Below are 23,091 nucleotides of genomic sequence, written 5' to 3'. Positions count from 1 at the left end.
GAACAATGTCGCGCGTCGCCTGCCATAAGGCAAATGCTATTCTGCGGGTTTGGCCGCTACCGGCGCGGCCGGTGCCTTGGGCGCGACCGGTACCTCGGGGCTTTGCGCAGGCGCCGGGATCGAGGCTGTCGCTCCGCTACCGCCGGGCGAGCAGTTCAGCGCGCCCGATCCCACGGCATTGACCGTGCACTTGGCCGTTCCCGTAACGGTGACATCGCCTGCGCCCATGATGTTGGCTTCAACCGTGCCGTCCGAGGCAAAGGCGATATCGCCCGCGCCGCCGATGGTGACTTCCGCCGTATCGGCCTTCAATCCGGCCAGTTCCACTTCACCGCTGCCGCCGATCAGCACTTCCAGCTCTTTGGTGGTGCCAGCCCCGCGCACCGTGCCGCTGCCGCCGATATTGATGGCGAGTCGCTGCGCCGCAATGCTGCCGAATTCGACCAGCCCGCTGCCGCCGATGTTGATATCCGCCTCGCTCGCCAGACCTTGCGCCTTCACCGTGCCGCTGCCGCCGATCACGACTTCCTTGGGCGCGGGCATGGTGATGCGGATGGTGGCGTTCGTCTCGCCCTCCCAGCCTTCCTCGCGGGTGATGCCGATCAGCTCGCTGTCGCGCACGAAGCGCAGGCCTTCGGTGCCGCTGCCTTCGACCTTGATCGCGAAGGTATCGCCCTCGGTCAGGATCACGGTGTCACCAGAGGCAAGGAACACCTTGGACGGCGGGGCGCCGGCGATCTCGATGTCGGAGAGCGGCACGCCCTTCTGCCCGTTGATCTCGATATCCGCGCCGTCACAACCGGCGAGCGGGATGGCAAGGGCGATCAGCGCAGCCGGAGCGAGGCGGTGGTAGATGGCGTGGATCATGCGGTCTCTCCCGTGAGCCGGTTGGCGTGTTGCCTGTGTAATACACCTACTGGCATGGTGCAAACAAAAAGGGCCGCCCCGCAGGGCAGCCCTTGATGTTCGCTTGTCGCGGAAGGTGCCTCAGGCTTCTTCGGCGGTGTCGTAATATTGCGGAGCGTGTTCGCGCAGCACGTCGAGGATCTTGCCGAGCGCGGTGGGCTCGTCAGTCTCTTCCATCGCCGCGAGTTCGCGAGCGAGGCGGCTCGATGCCGCTTCGAAGATCTGGCGCTCCGAATAGGACTGCTCGGGCTGGTCTTCCGGGCGGAACAGGTCGCGGGTCACTTCGGCAATCGACACGAGGTCGCCCGAGTTGATCTTCGCTTCATATTCCTGGGCGCGGCGCGACCACATGGTGCGCTTCACCTTGGGCTTGCCCTTGAGGGTTTCCATCGCCTGCCTGAGGGTCTTGTCGGAAGACAGCTTGCGCATTCCGATCGCTTCGACCTTGCCCACCGGCACACGCAGAGTCATGCGCTCTTTCTCGAAACGGAGGACGTAGAGTTCGAGCTGCATCCCGGCGATTTCCTCGCTCTGGAGCTCGATCACCCGGCCTACGCCGTGCTTGGGGTAGACAACATAATCGCCGACGGTGAATGCGTTCGCGGTGCTTGCCATGCAAGTTCCTTTCAATCGGCCGACCTGGCAACGGGAGAGAGCGGACGACTTACCCGGCAGCGCGACCTTTCCCCTCACGGAGAGAGCGCCGGGTGTAGATCATCCGGTTAGGGGGTTGCTGGTGTCGGGCCTTCCTGGTTTTCAACGCCTGCGCGGGCTCTGCCCAGCGCGGTCATCCGATTATATAGCACGTCTGCAACAAAATTGCGAGTCGGCGATTTGCGCAGGCCTATGCAGCTATGCAGATTGATAGGTTAGGCGCAAAAATCAGTCGCCATCACCCGGATCGGCGCTGAAATACTTCTCGAACTTGTCCTTTTCGCCCTTGTGCGCGTCGGCATCTTCGGGCGGCGCCTTCTGGCTGGTGATGTTGGGCCACTGCGCCGAGAACTTGGTGTTCAGCTCGAGCCACTTTTCCAGCCCGTCTTCCGTGTCGGGCAGAATCGCCTCGGCCGGGCATTCCGGCTCGCACACGCCGCAATCGATGCACTCGCTGGGATTGATCACCAGCATGTTCTCGCCTTCATAGAAGCAGTCGACCGGGCACACTTCCACACAGTCGGTGTACTTGCACTTTATGCAGTCTTCAGTGACGACGTAAGTCATTGCGGCTCTTTCAAAGGAAGTCTTCGGGTTCGTCCGGCGGATGATCCGCCAAGGAAGGCGACGCTGCTATGGTCATTTGCCCTTTACGGTCAAGCCCGTCAGAATCAACCTCCCGATAATGCGAAGCCGCCTGTGCGGGAGAGCCGCGCCGATCGGGCAGGGCGGTAAGCTCGATCACCCGTACGTTCGTGCCCAGCGCCAAAGTCAGCACGTCCCCGATACGGGCCTGCTCCGATCCGCGCAGCACATGCTTTCTGTTGCGGCGCAAAGCGTGGGTATCGATCAGTGCCTGCGCAGCAGACCGGGTGCGGGCGAAGCGGAGATAGACCAGCAGGCGGTCGATCCTGAGCGACTGTCCCGCACCCTCCGCCGTCATCCCTTGAGCAGGTCCGCCAGCTTGTCGAAGGCACCCCCGGCGCGGGCCGGGCCGGTGTCTGCGACGGGTCTAGGGGGGGTCTGGGCCGGTCTGGCGGGCCGCTGACCGCCTTCACGCGGGGGTCTGGATTTGTTGTCCGGCCGGTCGCCGCCCTTGCGTTCCTTGCCGTCGGCACTCTTGTCGGGACGCCCCTTGCTGCGGGGCCGGGCGCGTTCCTGGGCGCGGTCGGGGCGACCATCCTTGCGATCCGGACGGCGCTCCTCGCGTTCACCGGGGCGGCGCGGGCGCCAGTGCCAGCGATCGGGCGCGGCGGGGCCGTGTGCGCCTTCAGGCAGAGTGCGGGCGCGGTCGCAGCGGAAGCCTGCGCTGCCGAGCAAGCGGCGCGCATTCTCCGCCTCCAGCCCGACCGAAACGGCCAGCGACAGGTCGACCCGGAAGGGCCGGTTGCGCTCCTTGGGGTGGGCCGCCGTTACCGCAGCACGCGCCTCGAAAGCGGCACGCAGAATCTTCTCGGCCAGATCGACGCGGATCGCCTGCGCGCCGGCATAGCGGTATCCTGCGGGAAGGCGTCCCTTGGCCCAGCTCCCCTCGGCGAGCACCGGCAGCATCGCGTCCTGCACCGGGCGCAGATCAAGGCCCAGTGCGTGGAGCAGCTTGCGCGGCGCGGGCTTCAGCAGCGGCGCATCGAAGATATCGAGCGCGCCGAAGGTGATCCCGAGCTTGCGCAGATAGGGGCGCATTTCCTTGGGCAGGTTTTCCAGCCCCGCTTCCTCGCGGCTGATCACGCCGCGCGCTTCGATCAGGGTGATGACCAGCGCGCGCGCCTGCGACCCGGCATTGGGATCGCGCGCGGCTTCGGCCAGCTTGCGCAAGGGTTCAAGCGGTTCGAGCTGCTTGTCGAGCCATGCGGCAAGGCCCGCCTCCAGCTTGGCCTTCGCGGCTTCTGGCAGCAGCACGACATCGCGGGTCAGGGCGAGCTTCGGTGTGCCGAAATTGCCCGAACCGGGATGCCCGGGGAAGGAGATGTCGGCCAGCGCGCGGCTTTGCCAGCGGATCGCCCCGCCCGAGATTTCCAGTTCGGTGATGCCCTGCGACAGCAGCCAGTCTGCGCGGCGTTCCAACAATGCGGGCAGCGCTTTCTCTCCGGCGGCCAGCAGCATCCGCCGGTCGGCGACGCCCGCATTCGGGTCGACATGGAAACGGAAGCCTTCAAGCCGGCCGATGCTTTCCCCTTCCACGGTGAGGTGGCCATCGGGTTCAAGCGTGACGGGCAGCGCGCTTGCGTCCTGCCCCAGCGATTTCATCAAGAGTGTCGTCCTTCGGTTCACGAAGCGCTCGGTCAGCCGCGCGTGCAGCGCATCCGAAAGCTTCGCCTCGACCGCGCGTGCGCGTGCGGCCATTTCGTCGCGTGCCAGCACCCAATCGGGCCGCTGGCAAATGTAAGCCCAGCTGCGAATCGCCGCAATCCGCCCTTGCAGCGTGTCGATGTCGCCTTGCATCCGGTCAAGCTCGGCGATGCGTGCGGCGACGAAATCCGCGCCGAGATAGCCGCCGCGCAAGTCCTCCCACAGCCGCGCGACAAAGCGTGCATGCTGTTCGACGCCGAGGCTGCGGAAATCGGGGAGCGAGCACGCCTCCCAGAACCGTCGCACCGATCCAGCGCCACGCACGGAATCGGCGATGGGGTCTGCGGCGAGACGGCGCAGCACCGCCATGTCGATGGCCTCGGGCGCGGCTTTGAGCACGGCGTGATCGGGCCGCGCCTCCAGATCGGCGATCAGCGTTTCAAGCCGGTCGAAGCGCGGATCGGCATCACGCCAGAACAGGTGGGTGAGGGGCGCGAACTTGTGCTCCTCGATCGCGTAGACTTCCTCGTCGGTGAATTCGAGTGGTTCGCCATCACCTTTTCCGGTGCCCGAGAGTGTTCCGAAGGTGCCATCGCGCTGGTGCCGCCCCGCGCGTCCGGCGATCTGCGCCATCTCCGAGGGGGTGAGCCGCCGCTTGCGCCGCCCGTCGAACTTGCTCAGCGCGGCGAAGGCGACATGATCGAGATCGAGGTTCAACCCCATGCCGATAGCATCGGTGGCGACGATGTAATCGACCTCACCCGACTGGAACATGGCGACCTGCTTGTTGCGCGTTTCGGGCGAGAGCGCCCCCATCACCACCGCCGCCCCGCCGCGGAAGCGCCGCAAGGCTTCGGCCATAGCGTAGACCTGCTCGACGCTGAAAGCGACGACGGCAGAGCGCTTGGGCAGGCGCGACAGCTTGCAGACCCCCGCATGGCTCAATGTCGAGAAACGCGGGCGGCTGGTCACTTCCGCCTTGGGGATCAGCGCCTTGACCATCGGTTCCAGGGTGGCCGAGCCGAGGATCATCGTCTCCTCCCGCCCGCGTGCGTGGAGCAGCCGGTCGGTGAAGATATGCCCGCGTTCGGGATCCGCGCCCAACTGCGCCTCGTCGATCGCGACGAAGGCGACGTCTCCCGCCGTGCGCGGCATGGCTTCGGCGGTGCAGAGGAAATAGCGCGCGTCGGGCGGTTCGATCCGTTCCTCGCCGGTGATCAGCGCCACCTGCTTGTCGCCCTTGATCGCGCGCACCCGGTCATAGACCTCGCGCGCCAGCAGCCGCAGCGGAAAGCCCATCATGCCAGAGGAGTGGCCGCACATCCGTTCGATGGCGAGGTGCGTCTTGCCGGTATTGGTCGGCCCGAGCACCGCACGCACCCGCTCGTCGCGAGCGGCGTCTCTGGCGGTGTTGCCCCGCAACGAAGCGGGACGGGCGGGCGGGGGAACTGGCACAGTGCGGGCGGTTCTGTCAGGCTTGACCGGAGCGGGCAAGGCCATGCGTGGGGGGCAGACCCATCTACGCACAACACCTTACCGCATGCGCAATGCGGCTGGTCGCTGGTTAACGCCGGATTTACTTTGTTCTGGCAGAAAAATGCGACAAGGCGGGTTCCGGGGTGCGCCCTCGGGTCGTGTCATGATCGCCCCGACAGGGCACCGCTTTCGGGGCAGGAATGTTGGATCAAGCGCGCAAAGTGAATGACGGAGGCGATCCGGACGACGCCGCGCTCGTGGATGGTGACGCGTCGGAAAGCCGCGCCCTCGTGCCTGTTACGCCCGGTGCGATCGATCCGGAAACCGCGCGCGACCTCCTCCCCTATCTGCGCAATTCGCGGCAGCTCGCCAAGCCGACCCAGGCGCAGAAGGCGAAGCGCAAGCTTGCCGCGCGGTTCGATGCGCTGGCCGCGCGCTATGAAACATGGCGTCTTGACGCCTCCGGCTGGTTCGACCGGCTCGACCTTGCCCCTGACCTTGCCGAGCAGATCGGCAGCCGCCGCTGGTTGCGCGGGCTGGGCACGATGGTGGGGCTGGGCGTGGTGGCGCTTGCCTTCTGGCCCGATCTCACCCCGCTGGAAGCCCGCCCCGCGATGCCGCAGGGCGATGCCATCCAGAGCGAATTGCGCAGCCAGATGATCCTGCCGCTCGCACTCGGCGCAGACAGTGGCCGGCGAATGGGGCCGACCACCGCGGTGATCCCGCTCAAGAGCGCGCCCGAACGGCCGCAGATCCAGTTCGTCGTCACGCTCGCGCCGGGCGACAGCTTTGCCTCGATGCTGCGCCGCGCCGGGGTTGCCCCCGGGGATATCGACCGTGCCGCTGCGCTGGTCGGGCAGGCGGTGGCGGTTGGCGACATCGCGCCCGGCACGCAGATGGACCTGGTGCTTGGCCGCCGTCCGGGGCCGAATGTGCCGCGCCCGCTCGACAGTCTTGCCTTCCGCGCGCGGTTCGATCTGGAACTTGAACTCGCACGCTCCGGCGTGGGCGTGGTTGCCGAGGACGGCACCCCTGTCGCGCCAACGGGGCCGCTGGCGCTGAAGCGCAACATCATCCGCGTCGACGAAACCCCGCTGCGGGTGCGCGGGCTGGTCGGTTCCAGCCTCTACCGCTCGATGCGGCAGGCCGGCGTCCCCGCCAGCGCGGTGCAGGAATATCTCAAGGCACTCGACGCGCAGATCGACATGGACCGCGAAGTCCGCGCGAACGACGAATTCGATGTCATCATCGCCTATCGCCGCGCCGCCACGGGCGAACGGCAGGCGGGGCAATTGCTCTATGCCGGGGTTGACCGCAATGGACAGCCGCGCACCCAGCTGATGCGCTGGGGCGGCGAGGGCCGCTTCTACGAAGCCTCGGGCGTGGGCGAGCAGCGGCGCGGGCTGCTGGCGCCGGTGCCGGGGCCAATCACTTCGAACTTCGGGATGCGCCGCCACCCGATCCTCGGCTATACCCGGATGCACGCCGGTATGGATTTCAAGGCGCGCTATGGCACCCCGATCGTCGCGGTGAGCGACGGGCGGGTCAGCGCGGCGGGCCGCTCGGGCGGCTGCGGCATCGCGGTGCGGCTGGAGCATAGCGGCAATCTTTCCACCCGCTATTGCCACATGAGCCAGATGGCGGTGCGCGCCGGCCAGACGGTGCGGCGCGGACAGGTGATCGGCTATGTCGGCTCGACCGGCCTCTCCACCGGCCCGCACCTCCATTACGAGATGTATCGCGGCGGGCGGGCGATCAATCCGGCGACAGTGCAGTTCGTCAACCGCGCGCTGCTTTCCGGCACCGAGCTGATCGATTTCCGCCGCCAGCTGATCAGGCTCAAGGAAATCGAGGTCGGCGCGGCGCTGCTCGATCTCGCCCCGCAGCCGGGCGAGACCAAGGAGCCGGTGCGCGAGATCGAGAAGGTGGATACGGCGCGTCGAGGGACACGCGGCGAGACACCGGGCGCGACGCTGTAACCGGCACTTGTCGTCCGGCGCGGATTGCGCGTAAGTCTGCGCGCATGACCGGAAGCTATCCCAACACCCGCCTTCGCCGCACCCGCGCCACCGGCTGGAGCCGCGCGCTCCACCGCGAAACCGTGCTCACCCCCGCCGACCTGATCTGGCCGCTGTTCGTCACCTCGGGCAAGGGGGTGGAGGAGCCGATCGCCACGCTGCCCGGCGTCTCGCGCTGGTCGGTCGATGGAATTGTGGCGCGCGCCAAGGAAGCGGCGGCGCTTGGCATTCCGGTGGTGGCGCTGTTCCCCAACACCCCGCGCGAATTGCGCAGCGATGACGGGGCCGAGGCGCATAATCCCGACAACCTGATGTGCCAGGCGATCAAGGCGATCAAGGACGCCTGCGGGGACTCCATCGGCGTGCTGACCGATGTGGCGCTCGATCCCTATACCTCCCACGGGCAGGACGGGCTTGTGAATGACGCGGGCTATGTCGTGAATGACGAGACGGTCGCCATGCTGGTCGATCAGGCGGTCAATCAGGCGAATGCGGGCGCGGACATCATCGCGCCTTCCGACATGATGGACGGCCGCATCAAGGCGATCCGCATGGCGCTGGAGATGAACGGGCACCCCAATGTCCAGATCATGTCCTACGCCGCAAAATATGCCAGCGCCTTCTATGGCCCCTTCCGCGATGCGGTGGGGAGCGGCGGGCTGCTGAAGGGCGACAAGAAGGCCTACCAGATGGACCCCGCCAACGCGGACGAAGCGATGCGCGAAGTCGCGCTCGACATCGCCGAGGGCGCGGATTCGGTGATGGTGAAGCCGGGCCTTGCCTATCTCGACATCATCTACCGCGTAAAGCAGCGCTTCGACGTGCCGGTCTTCGCCTATCAGGTGAGCGGCGAATACGCGATGATCGAAGCCGCGCAGGCCGCCGGGATCGGTGACCGGGACGCGCTGGTGCTGGAAAAGCTGATCGCCTTCAAGCGCGCCGGGTGCAGCGGGATTCTGACCTATCACGCCGCGCACGTCGCCCGCCTGCTCAATGGCTGACAGCGAGACGGAATTCCGGCACGAAACCGCGCGCCTCATCCTGCGCGACTGGCGCGAGGATGACTGGCCCGAGTTCTGGCGCACCACCAACACGCCCGCGGTGATGCGCTGGCTTGGCGGTGTGCAGGACGAGGCTGCACGCGCGGCTGCACAGACGAGGGTGGAAGGGTACCGCAACGATCACGGCCACACTTTCTGGGTGATCGAGCGCAAGGATGATGCCGCGCTGCTCGGCTTTTGCGGATTGAAGCGTTCCAACCAGCCGGGCGGGCCGCAGGGGATGATGGAGATCGGCTGGCGGCTGCGCGAGGATGCCTGGGGGCAGGGCTATGCCAAGGAAGCCGCCGCCGCCTCGCTCGCGCTGGCCTTCGAGAGGTTCGGCGTGGACGAAGTGATCGCGCTTACGGTCCAAGGCAACACCGGCAGCTGGGGCCTGATGCGCCGGTTGGGGATGGAGCGGCGCCCGGACCTCGATTTCGACAGCGCCGATTTCGATCCCGAAAACCCGCGCATCATCATCCACGCCATCGCCCGTGACACTTGGGAGAGCCAGCCATGACCATTAGACCCGGCGTCAATATCATCCCGATCCACGGCAAGACGCCGCGCATCCACGACACCGCCTTCATCGCCCCCGGCTGCACGATCATCGGCGATGTCGAAATCGGCGCGGGTTCATCGATCTGGTACAATTGCGTGCTGCGCGCCGACGTGTTCAGCATCCGCATTGGCGAGCGTACCAATGTGCAGGACGGGAGCGTGCTCCACTGCGATCCGCCGCGCCCGGGCGACCCTGATGGCTGCCCACTGGTGATCGGCGATGATGTGCTGATCGGCCATATGGCGATGGTGCACGGCTGCAGGATCCATGATCGCGGCTTCGTCGGCCTCGGCGCGATTGTCATGAACAAGGCGGTGATCGGCTCAGACGCGATGTTGGCCGCAGGCGCGATGCTCACCGAGCGCAAAGTGATGGGCGAACGCGAGCTATGGGCGGGCCGCCCGGCGGTGAAGCTCCGCGATCTGCCCGAACCCGCCATTGCCGGAATGCGGGTGGGCGTCGCGCACTATGCCGAAAATGCCAAGGCACATGCCGAGGCCGTTGCCGCCGCGCTGGGCTAGGCTGTGGGCTGCCGTTCGACCATGAAGGCAAAGCCCCACAGCGCCAGCGCACAGGCAAAGGCCGCGAGCGCCGCCCATGCGGGCGCGATCAGGCACAGCGCTCCGCCCGCAACCGCGCCGAGCGCGAGCGCGCTCCACAGCAACCCGTAACCACGGGTCGAAGCGAGCGGCTGACCACCCCAGCGCGCCGCGATCCCCTGACCGAAGCGCACCAGCGCCCCGGTCATATAGGTAACGCCCACCGTCACCTCGCCATCGCGGGCAAAGACATTGTTGGCGACCCCCATCGCCATCGCCGCCAGCGCGAGGAAGGGGATGGGGTATCCCGCCGTCAGAAGCGCGGCCCCGATCCCGAGCAGTGCGGCCACCAGCCCCAGCAGCGTGCGCTTGTGCCGCCCCGCAACCCGCCGCCCGATCATCGCGCCGCCAATCACACCGGCAAGGAAGGCCGCGATCAGCCCCAACGGCGCCAGCGCCAACGCCGGTCGCTCCATCACGCCCACCCCCATCCGCGTCGTGTTGCCCGACATGAAGGAGGTGAAATACCCGCCCGCGACCACGAACCCCGTGGCATCGACCAGCCCTGCCAATCCGGCGAGGCCAAGCGCAAGGCGTTGGCGCGCGGGATCGTAGCGGTGCATCAGGCGGCGCTGGGCTGTTTCATATATTTCATCATGTAGCCGACATAATCGATCTTGCCGATGGCGAGGCCCTCGGCGCGCAAGATGGAATAGGCGGCCATCAGGTGGAAATAGAACTGCGGCGTTGCCCAGTCGCGGCAATATTCGTGCGCCTGCATGACGAAGGTCATGTTGTTGGGGAGGGTGAACTCCACCATGTCGCCCGCAGCGGGCCAGGTCGCGGGATCGGTGGAGGCGACCAGCGCCTTTGCGGCGGCAATCCGTTCGTGCGCCTCGGCGAAGGTGGCGATGTCGCTGTCATCGGAGGCATGCTCCGCAGTCCCGAGCCGGTTTAGCGCGGTCACCACCTGATCGATGGTGAAGCGGATCTGGGTGTGGAGCGGGAACATGTCATCGGTCAGCTTGGCTTGCAGCAGCGCATCGCCCTTCTCGTGGCTTTCCACCTTGGTGACGAGATGATCGAGGGTGCCGAGCATGTTGGCATAGGTGGCGAGCGCGGCGGTGGCGTAGGACATTCTTCTCTCCCGTTGTGTGCGGGGGAGGTAGGCGGCGCCCAGTCCTTTATCAACGCCGCCTCTTCGTCATTGCGAGCCGCAGGCGAAGCAATCCACGACCCGACCGCGCCGCAAGGGGCAAGGGCAGGCCATGGATTGCTTCGTCGCCTCCGGCTCCTCGCAATGACGAGGGGAGAAATCAGTCCTTGATTAGCGCACGAAGACTCCAAATCCGGTCCGCCTCGTGCGCGGGCTTGTCCCAGCGGATGCGGTGGATTCGGGGGAAGCGCATCGCGAGCCCGCTCTTGTGGCGTTTCGAGGTGTGCACGCTGTCAAACGCCACCTCGAACACCAGTTCGCGCTTCACCTCGCGCACCGGGCCGAACTTGTTGATGGTGCTCTGCCGCACGAACTTGTCGAGCTGCTTCAATTCCGCATCGGTGAAGCCGGTATAGGCCTTGCCGACCGGCAGCAGCTCCGCGCCTGCGTCAGGATCGCCGTTCCAGCAGCCGAAGGTGAAGTCCGAATGGAAGCTTGAACGCTTCCCGCTGCCGCGCTGGGCGTACATCACCACGCAATCGATCAGCAGCGGATCGCGCTTCCACTTGTACCACAGCGCCATCTTGCGGCCTGCGACATAGGGACTGTCGCGATGCTTGAGCATCAGCCCCTCGATCGCCTCGTCGCGCGCTGTGTCGCGGATCGCGGCGAGGGCGGCGAAATCCTCGGCCTCGACCAGCGCGGAGAGATCGAAATGGCTGGCGGGCAGGCGCGGCATCAGGCCTTCCAGAGTCGCGCGGCGCGACTTCCACGGATGCTCGCGCCAGTCGGTGCCCTCCAGTAGCAGGACATCATAGAGCCGCACGAAGGCGGGAAATTCCTTCAGCATCTTGCTGGAAACGGTCTTGCGCCCGAGCCGCTGCTGGAGCGCATTGAAGCTTGCCGCACCGCCTGCTTCGCCCCCCTGCGCGGAGCCGCGCACCAGCAATTCGCCATCGAGCACCGCGTCGACGGGCAGGACATCCAGCAATTCGGGGAAGGTCGCCGAGATATCGTCGCCCGACCGCGAATAGACCCGCGTTTCCCCGCCCGCGCGGACCAATTGGACGCGGATTCCGTCCCATTTCCACTCGGCGGCATAGTCGGCCAGATCGACTTGCGTCTCTTCAAGCGGGTGGGCGAGCATGAAGGGGCGGAAGCGCGGGACGCCCGCCAGATCGGGCGCAGGGCCGCCATCCGCGCCCCAGGCGAACAGCTCGGCATAGGGCGGGGCGAGCGCGTGCCAATATTCCTCGACCTCCTCCACCGCCACATCGAAGGCCAGCGCAAAGGCCGTCTTGGCGAGCCGCGCCGACACGCCGACGCGCATGCCCCCGGTGGCGAGCTTGATCAGGGCATAGCGGCCCTTGGCATCCATCCGGTCGAACAAGGCTGGCAATTCTTTGGAGGCAGTCGCGCGGGTGAGGGCGGCAAGGCGCTCCACCACCTCGGCCAGCGAGAGTTCGGGCTGCGGCGGCGCATCCTCCGGCTCGGGCCACAGCAGGCTCGCAGTCTCGGCCGTATCGCCTACGAAGTCGCGGCTCAGCGCCCATAAGAGCGGATCGACCCGCTCCATCATCAGATTGCGCACGGTCGAGGATTTCACCGCCGGGAAGTCCAGCCCGTCGGTCAGCGCGGCGAGCGCCCAGCCGCGATCCGGGTCAGGCGCGTCGCGCAGATAGGCCGCGATCAGCGCCAGCTTGCGGTTGCGGCTGGTGGTGTAAACCAATGCGTCGAGCAGGGCGGCGAATTCCTCCATCAGCGCGCCCCGCAGTATTCATTGCGCAGCCATAATGATGCGCTAGAGGGCGTTGCTGACATTGATGTCAGCCCAGTTGCCAACAAGGATACCGCCCCATGAAGTTTGCCTCGCTTGCCGCCCTCGGCCTTGCTCTTGCTGGCGTGACTGCGCCTGTCGCCGTTCTCGCGCAGGACGCGCCGGCACCGGCCGCCGCTTTCTCGATCGACACCCCGATCGAGGCGCTGATGGCTGACGAACGTGCCAAGGCTGTCGTGGTCAAGCATCTGCCGGGGATCGATCAGCACCCGTCCTACGAAGATTTCAAGGCGCTGAGCCTCAAGACCCTCGCGCCGTTCTCGCAGGGCCTCATCAACGAGGACGTGCTGGCCAAGATCAGCGCCGATCTGGCCGCGATCAAGTAAGCTAGGTACCCCCTCCTTTTCAAAGGAGGGGGTAGGGGGTGGTGGCGCGGCGCGGAAGCGGCGCGCGTGCCATAGGCACCACCCCGCTGCGACTAGCGAGCGAGCTCGCAAGTCTCGCGCCCCTCCTCTGAAAAGGAGGGGGGACAGCGCTCGATTGCTAATCATCCTCGTCCTCGTATCCCACCAGCGCCAGCGCACGCGCGCGGCGCTGGTTCAATTCGCACCAGCGCAGCAGCGCTTCCTCGCGGCCGTGGGTGATCCAGGTTTCCTGCGGGTTGACCTGTTTGATGGTGGCGGTGAGCTCGTTCCAGTCGGCATGGTCCGATATGACCAGCGGCAATTCGACCCCGCGCTGACGCGCGCGGGCACGCACCCGCATCCACCCGCTCGCCATCGCGGTGACCGGATCGGGCAGGCGGCGGCTCCAGCGATCATTCAGCGCCGAGGGCGGGGCGAGCATGATGTGGCCGCGCATCGCCTCCTTTGATGGCGCATCGCTGACTAGCCGCAGGTCGCCCAGCGCCACGCCGTGATCCTCGTAGAGCCGGCACATCGCCTCCATCGCCCCGTGGAGCCAGATCGTGTCGCTGTGCCCCGCCGCCCGCAGTTCCGCGATCACGCGCTGCGCCTTGCCCAGCGCATAGGCGCCGACGAGGATGCAGGACTCCGGGTTATCGGCGCGTGCATCCAGCAGCTTGCCGATTTCCTCGCCGATAGGCGGGTGGGTGAAGACCGGCAGACCGAAGGTCGCTTCGGTGATGAAGATGTCGCAGGGGGTGACCTGGAACGGCGCACAGGTCGGATCGGGTGCGCGCTTGTAGTCGCCGGTGATGATGACCCGCTCACCGCCAAGTTCGAGCAGGATCTGCGCCGAGCCGAGCACGTGGCCTGCGGGGAGGAAGGTCGCGCTGACCCCGCCGCCGATCGGCACGGTTTCGCCATACTCGACCGGCTGCGCGCCGTCCGAAGTCGCGTAGCGCAACTTCATGATCGCCAGCGTTGCCGGTGTCGCGATCGTCACCCCATGCCCGCCGCGCGCGTGATCGGCATGGCCATGCGTCACCAGCGCCCGCGGCACAGCCCGCGAGGGATCGACCCAGATATCGGCGGGGACGACATGGATGCCCCACGGTTCGGGCCGGATCCAGGAGAAGGGCGCAGTCATGGAGGAGATACGGTGCTTGGCTGGATTAGGTTCCGCCTCGTGCCCACCCCTAACCCCTCCCGCAAGCGGGAGGGGGACTGGTTGGCGCTGATACTCCCCTCCCGCTTGCGGGAGGGGCTGGGGGTGGGAATGACTCTCAACCCTTGGGCAGTGGCGCGAGGCTCCCCCAGCAGCTCTCGTCGCTGACGAGGCGCGCGGGCTTGCCGTCGGGCCCTTCGAAGGTGGCCGGGGGCTCGCAAGTGAGCGCGATCCCGCTGTTGAAGAACATCAGCACGAAGCCGGATTCATCCTTCGGATAGTCCGCCGGTTCGCTCCGGCTGCCCATGCAATCGGGCGCGCCGTTGGTCGTTAGCGAGGTGGTGTAAAGCCAGCGGTCGCCATCTGCGGCTTCGGTGCGCCAGCGCTTGGTGACACGTTCCTCGCCGCTTTCGATAAGCGCCGTCCCGTCGGCGTTGAAGCGCCACACCTCTGCGCAGACCGCCTTGCCGTCCGACCGCTTGGCACGCGTTTCGAAGCGCCAACTGCCGACTTCGGCGAGATGGGCGGCCGTCGCCTCGGGCGTGAGGTCTGCGGGCTGCGCGGAAATGGGAACGGCGGGCGCCCATAGGAGCGCGCCCGCCGTCACCAGTGTCATCATCTTGCGCAACCTGGTCAGCCTTCGTCAGCTTCCGGCGCGGGCTTCTTCGCCGGGGCCTTCTTCTTGGTCGAGACCTTCTTCGCGGGCTTCACCTTGGGCGGGGCCGGGGTCATTTCGAAGGACGGCTTGTTGTCCTTGATGCTGACATGCACCTCGCCGCCGTCGGCCAGCTTGCCGAACAGCAGTTCCTCGGCGAGCGGCTGCTTGATCTGGTCCTGGATCAGGCGAGACATCGGGCGCGCGCCGTAGAGCTTGTCGTAGCCCTTGTCCCCCAGCCACGCGCGGGCGTCGCTGTCGAACTGGATGTGGACGTTCTGTTCGGCCAGCTGCAACTCGAGCTGGAGGATGAACTTGTCGACCACGCGGGCCACGATGCTCTTGCCGAGATAGGCGAAGGGCACGATCGCATCGAGACGGTTGCGGAATTCGGGGGTGAACATCTTGTTCACTGCCTCGGTCCCCGCATCGGCCTTGGACACATCGCCGAAGCCGATCCCGCTGCGCGCCATGTCGGACGCGCCGGCATTGGTGGTCATGATCAGCACCACATTGCGGAAATCGACTGTCTTGCCGTGGTGATCGGTCAGGCGGCCATTATCCATCACCTGCAACAGGATGTTGAACAGGTCAGGGTGGGCCTTCTCGATCTCGTCGAGCAGCAGCACGCAATGCGGGTTCTGGTCGATCGCATCGGTCAGCAGACCGCCCTGATCGTAACCGACATAGCCCGGAGGCGCGCCGATCAGGCGCGACACGGAATGCCGCTCCATATATTCCGACATGTCGAAGCGCTTCAGCTCGATCCCCATGATGGTGGCGAGCTGGCGGGCAACCTCCGTCTTGCCGACGCCGGTGGGGCCGGAGAACAGGAACGAGCCGATCGGCTTGTCCGGATCGCGCAGGCCCGCGCGCGCCAGCTTCATGGCGGTGGAAAGCCGCTTGATCGCCTCGTCCTGACCGAAGACGACGTGCTTCAGATCGCGTTCGAGATTCTCGAGCGCCTTCTTGTCATCCTTGCTGACCGATTTGGCCGGGATGCGCGCCATCGTCGCGATGACCTGTTCGATCTCGCGTGCGGTAATGGTTTTCTTGCGGCGGCTGGGCGGGACGAGCATCTGCATCGCGCCGACTTCGTCGATCACGTCGATCGCCTTGTCGGGCAGCTTGCGGTCATTGATGTAGCGCGCCGAAAGCTCCACCGCGGTCTTGATCGCCTCGGGCGTGTACTTGACCTTGTGGTGATCCTCGAAGGCCGAACGCAGACCTTTCAGGATCTTGATCGTGTCCTCGATGGTCGGCTCGTTCACGTCGATCTTCTGGAACCGGCGCAGCAGGGCGCGGTCCTTTTCGAAGTGGTTGCGGAATTCCTTGTAGGTGGTCGATCCGATGCAGCGGATCGCACCGCTCGACAGGGCGGGCTTCAGCAGGTTCGAGGCATCCATCGCCCCGCCGCTGGTTGCGCCCGCGCCGATCACGGTGTGGATCTCGTCGATGAACAGCACCGCATTGGGCATGGCCTCAAGCTCGGTCACGACCTGCTTCAGCCGCTCTTCGAAATCGCCGCGATAGCGCGTGCCGGCGAGCAGCGCGCCCATGTCGAGCGAGTAGATCACCGCTTCGGCCAGTACTTCGGGCACATCGCCTTCGACGATCTTGCGTGCCAGGCCTTCGGCAATCGCGGTTTTCCCGACGCCGGGATCGCCGACATAAAGCGGGTTGTTCTTGGAACGGCGGCACAGGATCTGGATGGTCCGGTCAACTTCCGGCCCACGCCCGATCAGCGGGTCGATCTTGCCATTCTCGGCCTTGGTGTTGAGGTTGACCGTGAACTGGTCGAGCGCCGTTTCCTTCTTGTTGCTCGATGTTTCCTTGGTCTGCGCGGCTTCCTCGGCCTTGTCGGCGCCTTGCGGGGTCTTGCCACCCTCGATCTGGCGGCCGCCCTTGCCGATGCCGTGGCTGATATAGCTCACCGCATCCAGACGGCTCATGTCCTGCTGTTGCAGGAAATAGACCGCGTAGGAATCGCGTTCGGAAAACAGCGCGACCAGCACGTTGGCGCCGGTGACGGTGTCCTTGCCCGAGGACTGGACGTGCAGGATCGCGCGCTGGATCACCCGCTGGAAGCCGGCCGTGGGCTGCGGATCGGCGCCGTCTTCGGTCTTGAGCGACTGGTATTCCTGATCGAGATACTGCTTCACCACCTCGCCCAGTTCGGCCAGGTCGACACCGCAGGCAGCCATCACGGCGGCTGCATCTTCATCATCGATCAGCGCCAGCAGCAGGTGTTCGAGCGTGGCATATTCGTGCCGCCGCTCGGACGCATTGCCAAGCGCATTGTGCAGCGTGCGTTCGAGGTTCTGGGCGAAGCTGGGCATGGGAGAGGCCTTTTCAGCGGGAGGTTGCTCGTGGCGAGCGAGCGGAGAGAGCCATTTTCCGACAATATGGGTGCGCTTGCGCGAATTGCGAATCCTCTGAAGATGATACGCGCGAGAAGCAAAAAGGGTTCATCCGCCGCCCTTTCCGAACAGCGCATCGGCGGCGGCGCGGTGCGCGGCAACCTTGCTGTGATGCGCCTTGACCCGCGCAATCTCGGCTTCGAGAAGCGCGATCCGTTCATCCAGCTCGGATTGCGAATAGGGGCCGAGATCCTCGCCCGCGAGGCGACTCGCCGCGTCTCCGCTGGGCCGGGGGCGATCTGGTTCTTCCATTGCGTCGCAGCATCAGGCCCAAGCAGCTTGCTGTCAATCGGCGACGCGGTTATTCGCGACATCAAGTTGGTTAATGTGCGGGTTTTGGGGGCAGACGGGTAATGGTCGCAAGTAACGGGTTGAGCTTGCCGGAGACCATGACCGCGGTCGGCTTCGACGCGCCGGGCGGGCCGGGGGTGTTGCGGCTCCAGACCTCGCCCCTGCCGCGCGTGCGCCCGGACGATGTGCTGATCCGCGTCGCCTATGCCGGGGTCAACCGCCCGGACTGCCTGCAGCGCGCCGGGATGTACCCCGCCCCGCCGGGTGCTTCGCCGCTACTGGGCCTGGAAGTCTCGGGCGAGATCGTCGCGGTCGGCAATGAAGTCCCGCGCGAGATGATCGGGCAATATGTCGCCGCCCTCACCCCGGGCGGGGGCTATGCCGAATATTGCGCCGCGCATTGGCAGCATTGCCTGCCCGTTCCCGAAGGCATGATGCTGGCTGAAGCCGCCGCCTTGCCCGAAACGCTGTTCACCGTCTGGCACAACCTGTTCGAGCGCGGGTTGGCGCGCGATGGCGAGACGGTGCTGATCCACGGCGGCACCAGCGGCATCGGGACGATGGCGATCATGCTGGGCAAGGCCTTCGGGCTCGAAGTGATCGTTACCTGCGGTGACACGGCCAAATGCGCCGCCGCGACCCGCATCGGCGCGGATCTGGCGATCAATTACCGCGAGACCGACTTTGCCGAGGCGGTGATGGCCCACACGGGCGGCAAGGGTGTGAACATCGTGCTCGACATGGTGTCGGGCGATTATGTCGCGAAGAACCTCAAATGCCTCGCCGAAGATGGCCGCCATGTCACCATCGCGGTGCTGGGCGGGGCCAAGGCCGACCTCAATATGGCGCTGGTGATGATGAAGCGGCTGACGCTGACTGGATCAACGCTGCGCCCGCGCTCCGACAACTTCAAATCCGCGCTCGCCGACGAGATTGCCGATAACGCCTGGCCGCTGTTCGCCGATGGCGAGCTGTCCCCGGTGATGGACATGACCTTCCCCCTCGCCGAAGCCGCCGCCGCGCATGCGCGGATGGAAGCGGGACATCACATCGGCAAGATCGTGCTGGCAGTGGCGGGTGATCCCGTCTGAACGCCACCCGGCGCGAAATTGCGCCGGTAAGCGGTGGGCGAACAGCCCAGCTGGCGGCGGAAGTTCTGCTGGAGGCTGGTGGCCGAGCCGAAGCCCGATAGTTCCGCAATCCGTTCAATAGGCAGGTTGGTGGTCTCGAGCAGCTCGCGCGCCCGGGCGATCCGCGCCTTCAGGACATAGGTCCCCGGTCCGCACCCCGCCCGCGTTGTGAAGGCCCGCGCCACCGTCCTCAGGCTCATCCCCGCTTCGCTGGCGAGGCGGCTGACCGGCCAGTCCTCGGCCGGGCGCGAGAGGATCTGCGTCATCAGCGCAGCAACGCGGTCGGAAGGGGGCGGGGCGCGCATCGAATCGTCATATTGCCGCTGATCGCCCTCGCGCTGGGCGGGCAGCACGAGGCCCTTTGCCACCGCATTGGCCCGCGCCACCCCGAAATCGCGGCGCACCATATGCAGCAAGAGGTCGATCCCCGCCGCCGAGCCTGCCGATGTCAGGACGTCACCGCAATCAGCGTAGAGAATGTCCGCCGCCACCGCGACGCGCGGGTAGCGCCGGGCGAGCAGCGAGGCATAGCGCCAATGTGTCGTCGCGCGCCGCCCGTCGAGCAGGCCGAGTTCTGCCAGCAGAAATGCGCCCGAACAGATCGAAGCGAGCCGTACGCCGCGGGCATGGGCTGCGCGGCAGGCCTCGGCAATGGGGGCGGGCACGGTGCTGTCGCCGGTCGGCCAGCCGGGAATGACGATGATATCCGCCTCCGCGAGCAGCGACAGGTCGCCATCGACCGAGATGGTCCAGCCCTGACCGGTGCGGATCGGCTGGCCATCGACTGAGGCCAGCGCGAAGCGATACCAATCCGCGCCGAACTCGGGCCGGGGCAGGCCGAAGATCTCGGCCGGGATGCTCAGTTCGAACATCGGCGCACCATGAAATCCCAGCGCAACCGCGAAAGGCCCCCGGCACTGGTCATTCGCCATTGGCAGAATCCTTATTCGGAATGGCAATCCGGCCAATTGTCACGCCCCGCCATTTTGCGCAACAGCTTGCCTCAGCGATCAATCACCGGAGCACCGCAATGGCACCTCTCACCCTCCACGAAGACCCCCGCAGCGGGAACTGCTACAAGATCAGGCTCACCGCCGCGCTGCTCGGGGTGCCGCTGACGACGCGCAGCTATGACATCACGAAGGGCGAGACCCGCACGCCGGAGTTCCTTGCGCAGGTCAACGCCAATGGCCGCATTCCGGTGCTGCAGATCGGGGAGGGCGCCGATGCGCGCTTCCTGCCCGAGAGCAACGCCGCTTGCTGGTACCTCGCCCACGGCTCCGCGCTGATCCCGGCGGAGCGCTTTGCGCAGGCGGACATGCTGCGCTGGATGTTCTTCGAACAGTATAATCACGAACCCAACGTGGCCACCTTGCGGTTCTGGCTGAGCATCATGGGCGAGGCCAACCTCTCGCCCGAACAGCGCGCGCTGGTGGGGGCGAAGCGTGCGGCGGGAAATGCGGCGCTGGCGCTGATGGACAGCCACCTGGCAGGCCACGCCTTCTTCTGCGGCGACACACCGAGCCTCGCCGATATTGCGCTGTTCGCCTACACCCATGTCGCGGAGGAGGGCGGCTTCCGGCTCGGCGATTATCCGCACATCCAGTCATGGATCGCGCGGATACAGGCGCTTTCCGGCTTTATCCCTATGATTTGACGCGGAACCGTCACGCCGTTGTGAATCGCCTGTAACAATTGCCTGCCATGGGGGTGCCAGCGAGAGATGACGCTCGAGGGTTCCCCCCATGACCAGTGCCGACCTGTCCGATCTGATCAACACCAACATTGCGAGCCTCCCGCTCAGCCCGCCGCGCACGCCCGAACCGGAGGGCAACACGCGCCGCCGCTACCGCACGATCTGGATCAGCGACGTCCATCTGGGCACCAAGGGCTGCAATGCCGACCTGCTGATCGACTTCCTCGACAATGTCGACAGCGAGACGATGTACCTCGTTGGTGACATCATTGATGGCTGGCGGCTGAAGAAGAAGTTCTACTGGCCCGCCGCGCATAACGACATCGTGTGGCGCATCCTCAAGCGCGCGCATCGCGGCACGCGGATCGTCTACATCCCGGGCAATCATGACGAGATGTTCCGCCAGTTCACCGGGCTGAACTTCGGCGGGATCGAGATCCGCCGCGCCGCCTTCCACGACACCGCTGATGGCCGCCGCCTGATGGTGCTGCACGGCGACGAGTTCGACGCGGTGATGCTGTCGCATCGCTGGCTCGCCTTCGTCGGAGACCATGCCTATCATTTGATGATGAAGTTGAACCTCGTCGTGAACCGTGTGCGCGGGTGGCTGGGCAAGCCCTACTGGTCGCTCTCCAAGGCGGCCAAGCACAAGGTCAAGAACGCGGTCGAATTCATCGGCAAATACGAGGAAGTCGTCGCCCGTGCGGCGGGCGAGCGCGGGGTCGACGGGGTGGTGTGCGGCCACATCCACACCGCCGAATTCCGGATGTTCGAACATAATGGCAAGCCGGTCGAATACTGGAACGATGGCGACTGGGTGGAAGGCTGCAATGCGCTGGTCGAACATCCCGACGGGCGGATGGAAATCCTCCACTGGCCCGAGGAGATGAAGCGCCGCACCGCCGTGACCGATGCCGATGCGCCGGTCGATATCCGCGCTGCCCGCCCTGCGCGTGAGGCTGCGTGAACCGTTACACGACGATCCGTCCCGATGGTGCCGCGCTGATCCCGCCTGCGAACGGCCCGGCCTCGATCGCCATTATCACCGATGCCTGGCACCCGCAGACCAACGGGGTCGTCCGCACGCTGTCCACCACCTGCGAGGTGCTGCGCGGCTGGGGGCATCAGGTCACGGTGATCTCGCCCGAAGGGTATCCTTCGATCCCTGCGCCGACCTATCCCGAAATCCGCCTCGCGCTGACCGCGCCGGGGGCGGTGGGGCGGCAGCTGGCACGGATCGCGCCCGATGCGGTGCATATCGCCACCGAAGGCCCGCTGGGCCTTGCCGCGCGGCGATATTGCCTGAGGCGCAAGGTGCCCTTCACCACCGCCTATCACACCCAGTTCCCCGATTACCTTTCGCGCCGCACCGGCCTGCCGGCGCGTGTCTTCTGGCCCTATATCCGCTGGTTCCACCGCCCGGCCGCACGCATCATGGTCGCCACCGAGACGATCCGCGCGCAATTGCGCGAACAGGGGCTGACCCGGCTCACCCATTGGAGCCGCGGTGTCGATCTCTCCTGCTTCTCGCCCGATGCGCCGCCGCCGCCCGAATATGCCGCGGTTCAGGGCCCGATCCTGCTCTATGTCGGGCGGGTCGCGGTCGAAAAGAATATCGAAGCCTTCCTCGCCTGTCCCTATCCCGGCACCAAGGTGGTGGTCGGCGATGGCCCGGCGCGCGCGGCATTGCAGGCGAAGTTTCCGCAAGCGCTGTTCCTCGGCAAGCGCAGCGGGGTGGAACTGGCGGGCTGCTATGCGGGCGCGGACGTATTCGTCTTCCCGAGCCGCACCGACACCTTCGGGCTTGTGATGATCGAGGCGCTGGCCTGCGGGACGCCGGTGGCTGCCTTCCCGGTGCCGGGGCCGCTCGACATCGTGACCGATGCGGTCGGCGCCCTGTCCGAAGACCTCACCCGCGCGATCGACGCGGCGCGATATTGCGACCGCGCGGCCTGTGCGGCCTATGGCGCGGGTTACTCGTGGGATGTGGCCACGCGGCAGTTCCTGTCGGGCCTGGCGGCACTGGAGGAAGAGGAAGCGGAGTCGCTTGCAGCGCTTCCTGCGTTCTGACTCCCTTTTCCTTGCCGTTTCCCCGTTGATCGCCTATCTAGCGCTGTAATGCGGCCGCTCCGAAAGGGGCGGCCCTTCTATTTTCAACGGAGATTCCCATGGCTACCAAGGATCAGCCCAAGCCGCTGATGCCGCACGCCACCGCGACGTGGCTGGTGGACAATACCGCGCTGTCGTTCGAGCAGATTGCCGAGTTCTGCGGTCTGCACATCCTCGAAGTGCAGGCGATGGCCGATGATCTTGCGGGCAGCAAGTACACCGGCCGCGATCCCGTGCACGCGGGCGAGCTGACGCAGGGCGAAATCGAGCTCGGCCAGGCCGATTCGACCTATTCGCTCAAGATGCACAAGGCGCCGGTCGAAGTGACCCGTACCAAGGGCCCGCGTTACACCCCCGTGTCGAAGCGTCAGGACAAGCCCGATGGCATCGCCTGGATCCTGCGCAACCACCCCGAAGTGTCGGACGCGCAGATCAGCAAGCTGATCGGCACCACCCGCAACACCATCGGCGCGCTGCGTGACCGCACCCACTGGAACATCTCGAACATCCAGCCCAAGGATCCGGTGACCCTCGGCCTGTGTTCGCAGCGTGAACTGGATGCGATGGTCGCCAAGGCCGCCAAGCGCGCCGGGATCGTCGAAGATGCGGATGCGCCCGTGCGCAGCGACCGCAATGATCGCGAAAACCTGATCGCCGAACTGCGTGCCGAGCGTGACGCCAACGTCAAGGCCGCAGGCGCCGCCGCACAGGAAGCCGAGGCCGCAGAATGGCTTGCCGCGCGCCGCGCTGCCGAAGCTGCCGAGAAGAAGATCGATCCCGAGAGCGGGTTCATCTGAGGCCGCA

General features: G+C 66.1%; 23 protein-coding genes. 10 read left to right on the top strand and 13 right to left on the bottom strand.

Translation table 11 applies throughout. The features are described 5' to 3' along the window. Positions 1-36 precede the first annotated feature (36 nt). From KVF90_RS02685 to KVF90_RS02665, 5 genes are all read right to left on the bottom strand, one after another. A complete protein-coding gene (locus KVF90_RS02685; RefSeq protein ID WP_264393306.1) occupies positions 37-867 on the bottom strand; it encodes a head GIN domain-containing protein in 831 nt (276 codons plus the stop codon). A 120-nt stretch (positions 868-987) separates the two neighbouring features. After that, entirely contained in the window at positions 988-1,521 is a 534-nt protein-coding gene (locus KVF90_RS02680; RefSeq protein ID WP_264393305.1) for a CarD family transcriptional regulator, read from the bottom strand. A 267-nt stretch (positions 1,522-1,788) separates the two neighbouring features. Beyond that, entirely contained in the window at positions 1,789-2,127 is a 339-nt protein-coding gene (gene fdxA / locus KVF90_RS02675; protein ID WP_264393304.1) for a ferredoxin FdxA, read from the bottom strand. A 10-nt stretch (positions 2,128-2,137) separates the two neighbouring features. Next, positions 2,138-2,503, bottom strand: a complete 366-nt coding sequence (locus KVF90_RS02670; protein WP_264393303.1) for an RNA-binding S4 domain-containing protein — start codon at positions 2,501-2,503, stop codon at positions 2,138-2,140. Then, a complete protein-coding gene (locus KVF90_RS02665) occupies positions 2,500-5,172 on the bottom strand; it encodes a helicase-related protein (RefSeq protein ID WP_264394634.1) in 2,673 nt (890 codons plus the stop codon). The genes KVF90_RS02670 and KVF90_RS02665 overlap by 4 nt, the downstream gene beginning before the upstream one ends. Positions 5,173-5,546: 374 nt before the next feature. Between KVF90_RS02665 and KVF90_RS02660 the strand changes: the two genes are divergently transcribed. From KVF90_RS02660 to KVF90_RS02645, 4 genes are read left to right on the top strand one after another with little or no spacing between them, the layout of a single operon-like run. Next, complete coding sequence (locus tag KVF90_RS02660) at positions 5,547-7,304, top strand: peptidoglycan DD-metalloendopeptidase family protein (RefSeq protein ID WP_319641048.1); 1,758 nt, start codon at positions 5,547-5,549, stop codon at positions 7,302-7,304. Positions 7,305-7,348: 44 nt separating this feature from the next. Further along, positions 7,349-8,344: a porphobilinogen synthase gene (hemB, locus tag KVF90_RS02655; RefSeq protein WP_264393301.1), complete on the top strand. Its 996-nt coding sequence runs from the start codon at positions 7,349-7,351 to the stop codon at positions 8,342-8,344. Next, complete coding sequence (locus tag KVF90_RS02650) at positions 8,337-8,903, top strand: GNAT family N-acetyltransferase (RefSeq protein ID WP_264393300.1); 567 nt, start codon at positions 8,337-8,339, stop codon at positions 8,901-8,903. Before hemB ends, KVF90_RS02650 begins: the two co-directional genes overlap by 8 nt. Continuing rightward, a complete protein-coding gene (locus KVF90_RS02645; RefSeq protein WP_264393299.1) occupies positions 8,900-9,466 on the top strand; it encodes a gamma carbonic anhydrase family protein in 567 nt (188 codons plus the stop codon). Before KVF90_RS02650 ends, KVF90_RS02645 begins: the two co-directional genes overlap by 4 nt. Here KVF90_RS02645 and KVF90_RS02640 read toward each other — a convergent pair. The 3 genes from KVF90_RS02640 to KVF90_RS02630 form a co-directional block, all read right to left on the bottom strand. Beyond that, complete coding sequence (locus KVF90_RS02640) at positions 9,463-10,107, bottom strand: YoaK family protein (protein WP_264393298.1); 645 nt, start codon at positions 10,105-10,107, stop codon at positions 9,463-9,465. The two genes, KVF90_RS02645 and KVF90_RS02640, sit on opposite strands and share 4 nt — an antisense overlap. Continuing rightward, on the bottom strand, positions 10,107-10,622 hold the full coding sequence (locus tag KVF90_RS02635; RefSeq protein WP_264393297.1) for a DUF1993 domain-containing protein: 516 nt from the start codon (positions 10,620-10,622) through the stop codon (positions 10,107-10,109). Before KVF90_RS02635 ends, KVF90_RS02640 begins: the two co-directional genes overlap by 1 nt. A gap of 178 nt (positions 10,623-10,800) precedes the next feature. Beyond that, positions 10,801-12,399, bottom strand: a complete 1,599-nt coding sequence (locus tag KVF90_RS02630) for a cisplatin damage response ATP-dependent DNA ligase (protein ID WP_264393296.1) — start codon at positions 12,397-12,399, stop codon at positions 10,801-10,803. A 98-nt stretch (positions 12,400-12,497) separates the two neighbouring features. Here KVF90_RS02630 and KVF90_RS02625 point away from each other — a divergent pair, with 98 nt between their 5' ends. Then, complete coding sequence (locus KVF90_RS02625; RefSeq protein ID WP_264393295.1) at positions 12,498-12,803, top strand: hypothetical protein; 306 nt, start codon at positions 12,498-12,500, stop codon at positions 12,801-12,803. Between the two features lie 157 nt (positions 12,804-12,960). Here KVF90_RS02625 and KVF90_RS02620 read toward each other — a convergent pair whose 3' ends face one another. The 4 genes from KVF90_RS02620 to KVF90_RS02605 all read right to left on the bottom strand — a co-directional run bounded on the left by KVF90_RS02620 (position 12,961) and on the right by KVF90_RS02605 (position 17,313). Next, positions 12,961-13,968 (bottom strand): ligase-associated DNA damage response exonuclease, encoded by a 1,008-nt coding sequence (locus KVF90_RS02620; RefSeq protein ID WP_264393294.1) that lies wholly within the window; start codon positions 13,966-13,968, stop codon positions 12,961-12,963. 136 nt (positions 13,969-14,104) lie between these two features. Then, positions 14,105-14,605: a hypothetical protein gene (locus KVF90_RS02615; protein ID WP_264393293.1), complete on the bottom strand. Its 501-nt coding sequence runs from the start codon at positions 14,603-14,605 to the stop codon at positions 14,105-14,107. Between the two features lie 14 nt (positions 14,606-14,619). Beyond that, a complete protein-coding gene (clpA, locus tag KVF90_RS02610) occupies positions 14,620-16,980 on the bottom strand; it encodes an ATP-dependent Clp protease ATP-binding subunit ClpA (RefSeq protein WP_264393292.1) in 2,361 nt (786 codons plus the stop codon). Between the two features lie 129 nt (positions 16,981-17,109). Beyond that, positions 17,110-17,313, bottom strand: coding sequence for a DUF1192 domain-containing protein (locus tag KVF90_RS02605; protein WP_264393291.1), 204 nt, complete (start codon positions 17,311-17,313; stop codon positions 17,110-17,112). 101 nt (positions 17,314-17,414) lie between these two features. Between KVF90_RS02605 and KVF90_RS02600 the strand changes: the two genes are divergently transcribed. Then, positions 17,415-18,443: an NAD(P)H-quinone oxidoreductase gene (locus KVF90_RS02600; protein ID WP_264393290.1), complete on the top strand. Its 1,029-nt coding sequence runs from the start codon at positions 17,415-17,417 to the stop codon at positions 18,441-18,443. On the opposite strand, the gene KVF90_RS02595 is transcribed toward KVF90_RS02600, so the two are convergent. After that, a complete protein-coding gene (locus KVF90_RS02595; RefSeq protein ID WP_264393289.1) occupies positions 18,398-19,414 on the bottom strand; it encodes a helix-turn-helix domain-containing protein in 1,017 nt (338 codons plus the stop codon). The two genes, KVF90_RS02600 and KVF90_RS02595, sit on opposite strands and share 46 nt — an antisense overlap. A gap of 98 nt (positions 19,415-19,512) precedes the next feature. Between KVF90_RS02595 and KVF90_RS02590 the strand changes: the two genes are divergently transcribed. From KVF90_RS02590 to KVF90_RS02575, 4 genes are all read left to right on the top strand, one after another. Beyond that, positions 19,513-20,139: a glutathione S-transferase family protein gene (locus tag KVF90_RS02590; RefSeq protein WP_264393288.1), complete on the top strand. Its 627-nt coding sequence runs from the start codon at positions 19,513-19,515 to the stop codon at positions 20,137-20,139. Between the two features lie 88 nt (positions 20,140-20,227). Continuing rightward, entirely contained in the window at positions 20,228-21,145 is a 918-nt protein-coding gene (locus KVF90_RS02585; protein ID WP_264393287.1) for a UDP-2,3-diacylglucosamine diphosphatase, read from the top strand. A gap of 14 nt (positions 21,146-21,159) precedes the next feature. Then, positions 21,160-22,248 (top strand): glycosyltransferase family 4 protein, encoded by a 1,089-nt coding sequence (locus KVF90_RS02580; RefSeq protein ID WP_264394633.1) that lies wholly within the window; start codon positions 21,160-21,162, stop codon positions 22,246-22,248. 98 nt (positions 22,249-22,346) lie between these two features. After that, positions 22,347-23,084, top strand: coding sequence for a DUF1013 domain-containing protein (locus KVF90_RS02575; RefSeq protein WP_264393286.1), 738 nt, complete (start codon positions 22,347-22,349; stop codon positions 23,082-23,084). The last annotated feature ends 7 nt before the right edge of the window (positions 23,085-23,091 follow it).

The sequence above is a fragment of the Porphyrobacter sp. ULC335 genome (genome assembly GCF_025917005.1).
GTDB lineage: Bacteria > Pseudomonadota > Alphaproteobacteria > Sphingomonadales > Sphingomonadaceae > Erythrobacter.
This window is presented reverse-complemented; position numbering and strand designations above follow the sequence as displayed.

What these genes read in the sequence shown, in the direction of transcription:
- KVF90_RS02685 (WP_264393306.1), bottom strand. Translation starts at nt 867, where the DNA reads ATGATCCACGCCATCTACCACCGCCTCGCTCCGGCTGCGCTGATCGCC.
- KVF90_RS02680 (WP_264393305.1), bottom strand. Translation starts at nt 1,521, where the DNA reads ATGGCAAGCACCGCGAACGCATTCACCGTCGGCGATTATGTTGTCTAC.
- fdxA (WP_264393304.1), bottom strand. Translation starts at nt 2,127, where the DNA reads ATGACTTACGTCGTCACTGAAGACTGCATAAAGTGCAAGTACACCGAC.
- KVF90_RS02670 (WP_264393303.1), bottom strand. Translation starts at nt 2,503, where the DNA reads ATGACGGCGGAGGGTGCGGGACAGTCGCTCAGGATCGACCGCCTGCTG.
- KVF90_RS02665 (WP_264394634.1), bottom strand. Translation starts at nt 5,172, where the DNA reads ATGTGCGGCCACTCCTCTGGCATGATGGGCTTTCCGCTGCGGCTGCTG.
- hemB (WP_264393301.1), top strand. Translation starts at nt 7,349, where the DNA reads ATGACCGGAAGCTATCCCAACACCCGCCTTCGCCGCACCCGCGCCACC.
- KVF90_RS02650 (WP_264393300.1), top strand. Translation starts at nt 8,337, where the DNA reads ATGGCTGACAGCGAGACGGAATTCCGGCACGAAACCGCGCGCCTCATC.
- KVF90_RS02645 (WP_264393299.1), top strand. Translation starts at nt 8,900, where the DNA reads ATGACCATTAGACCCGGCGTCAATATCATCCCGATCCACGGCAAGACG.
- KVF90_RS02640 (WP_264393298.1), bottom strand. Translation starts at nt 10,107, where the DNA reads ATGCACCGCTACGATCCCGCGCGCCAACGCCTTGCGCTTGGCCTCGCC.
- KVF90_RS02635 (WP_264393297.1), bottom strand. Translation starts at nt 10,622, where the DNA reads ATGTCCTACGCCACCGCCGCGCTCGCCACCTATGCCAACATGCTCGGC.
- KVF90_RS02630 (WP_264393296.1), bottom strand. Translation starts at nt 12,399, where the DNA reads ATGGAGGAATTCGCCGCCCTGCTCGACGCATTGGTTTACACCACCAGC.
- KVF90_RS02625 (WP_264393295.1), top strand. Translation starts at nt 12,498, where the DNA reads ATGAAGTTTGCCTCGCTTGCCGCCCTCGGCCTTGCTCTTGCTGGCGTG.
- KVF90_RS02620 (WP_264393294.1), bottom strand. Translation starts at nt 13,968, where the DNA reads ATGACTGCGCCCTTCTCCTGGATCCGGCCCGAACCGTGGGGCATCCAT.
- KVF90_RS02615 (WP_264393293.1), bottom strand. Translation starts at nt 14,605, where the DNA reads ATGATGACACTGGTGACGGCGGGCGCGCTCCTATGGGCGCCCGCCGTT.
- clpA (WP_264393292.1), bottom strand. Translation starts at nt 16,980, where the DNA reads ATGCCCAGCTTCGCCCAGAACCTCGAACGCACGCTGCACAATGCGCTT.
- KVF90_RS02605 (WP_264393291.1), bottom strand. Translation starts at nt 17,313, where the DNA reads ATGGAAGAACCAGATCGCCCCCGGCCCAGCGGAGACGCGGCGAGTCGC.
- KVF90_RS02600 (WP_264393290.1), top strand. Translation starts at nt 17,415, where the DNA reads ATGGTCGCAAGTAACGGGTTGAGCTTGCCGGAGACCATGACCGCGGTC.
- KVF90_RS02595 (WP_264393289.1), bottom strand. Translation starts at nt 19,414, where the DNA reads ATGGCGAATGACCAGTGCCGGGGGCCTTTCGCGGTTGCGCTGGGATTT.
- KVF90_RS02590 (WP_264393288.1), top strand. Translation starts at nt 19,513, where the DNA reads ATGGCACCTCTCACCCTCCACGAAGACCCCCGCAGCGGGAACTGCTAC.
- KVF90_RS02585 (WP_264393287.1), top strand. Translation starts at nt 20,228, where the DNA reads ATGACCAGTGCCGACCTGTCCGATCTGATCAACACCAACATTGCGAGC.
- KVF90_RS02575 (WP_264393286.1), top strand. Translation starts at nt 22,347, where the DNA reads ATGGCTACCAAGGATCAGCCCAAGCCGCTGATGCCGCACGCCACCGCG.